1 protein-coding gene and 1 pseudogene are annotated in these 1,408 nt (G+C 46.4%); both read left to right on the top strand.

The genetic code is table 11. From position 1 onward, the window contains the following. Window positions 1-181: 181 nt before the first annotated feature. A complete protein-coding gene (locus R7Q38_RS23385; RefSeq protein WP_062853294.1) occupies window positions 182-1,051 on the top strand; it encodes a LysR substrate-binding domain-containing protein in 870 nt (289 codons plus the stop codon). Between the two features lie 165 nt (window positions 1,052-1,216). Beyond that, window positions 1,217-1,408 (top strand): annotated as a pseudogene (locus R7Q38_RS23380) (phosphotransferase); the annotation flags it as partial.

Here is a 1,408-nt window from a genome sequence, read left to right as displayed (position 1 = left end):
AAAAAGCCAGCGTTTATCGCTGGCTTTTTTGATCTTGTCTTCAACCTTATGCTTGGATGGAACCGAGACGGTTGTTGGGCTGTATATTGAAATGACGGCGGCGGCGTGCGCTTTGCTTGTTGTTCATCATTCTGTCATCACAGATTCATAATATCGATGCTCCGTTTAGTAGGAGAGCATGATGCAAAACCTCCCACCACTTAATGCCCTGAAAGCCTTTGAAGCAACAGCCCGTTTGCGAAGCTTTACAAAAGCTGCAAAAGAGCTAAATGTCACTCGCGCGGCGGTCAGTCAGCAAGTTAAATCGTTGGAACTTCAGTTAGACGCGATACTTTTTGAGCGCAATGGTGCGCAGCTTTTATTAACGCAAGCTGCCCAAGCCTACTTACCTGTTGTTAGCCAGACTTTGCAGATGCTATCTGTAGCAACTCAACACCTTTTTGCTCGCCAGAAAAATACTCAACTGACGCTTCATGTCGCTCACAGCTTTTGTTCTCAATGGTTAATGCCGCGCTTGGCCGATTTTCATCGTCAGCACCCTGATGTCGTGGTAAAAATTTCAACGACCGCCAACACGGTACCGAATGCTAGCGCCATTGCGGATGTGGAGATCATCAACGGTTATGGAGATTGGCAATCAGAGCAGGCTGTTCAACTTACCCAAGAAAACTGGATAGTGGTGGCGAGCCCTGGTTTTTTAAATCTTAATTCGGTCATTCATCTTACCGATATCGCGCTAGCGCCAAAACTGTGCACGGGCGGATACCATGAATCGTGGCAAGCTTGGCTGTGTTTTCAGGGCTATGAAGGCAAAGTGAGTAAACCTATCGCCGAGTTTGAACATTCCTTACTAGCCATTCAAGCGGCGGTGAATCAGTTAGGCATACTGCTTGTTAGGGACTTTTTAGTGGAGGATGAGCTACAACAAGGACTTTTGGTTCCGATTGGTGGATGGTCCATGCCAAGCGCCAGCGCGCATCATATAGTGGTAAGGGAAAGCGATAAACCGCAAGTTGAGGCTTTTACTCATTGGGTCATGCAAAGTCTATAAGCTTAAAAGCCCAGCATCTTCGAATAAGTGAAAGTGGTTTCCTGCGATTGAGCTAACAAAGTTGGGTGCTTTTTGGTCGGTAGTTAAAACAAGATTCGTTACTTAAGGTATAAAATGACGCTTGTTTCAATCGTCGCCCCAAATCTGATCGAACAAGGAAAAGTCATGGAAATGCTACAAGGTGGTCGGGACAATGCCATTTATTGTACTGGTGATCGCGTTAGTCGTCCGGCAAGCTCTTGGACGATGACCGTCCACCAGTTGTTAAATCACCTTCATTCCAATGGATTCACGCAATGCCCCAAAGTGATTGGGATTGAGGGTGGTAAAGAGTGGTTGAGCTTTGTGGAAGGAGAT

The sequence above is a fragment of the Vibrio sp. Vb0598 genome, assembly GCF_033338935.1.
Lineage (GTDB): Bacteria > Pseudomonadota > Gammaproteobacteria > Enterobacterales > Vibrionaceae > Vibrio > Vibrio alginolyticus.
The sequence above is the reverse complement of the archived record's forward strand: the minus strand, read 5'-3'. Positions and strand labels throughout refer to the sequence as shown.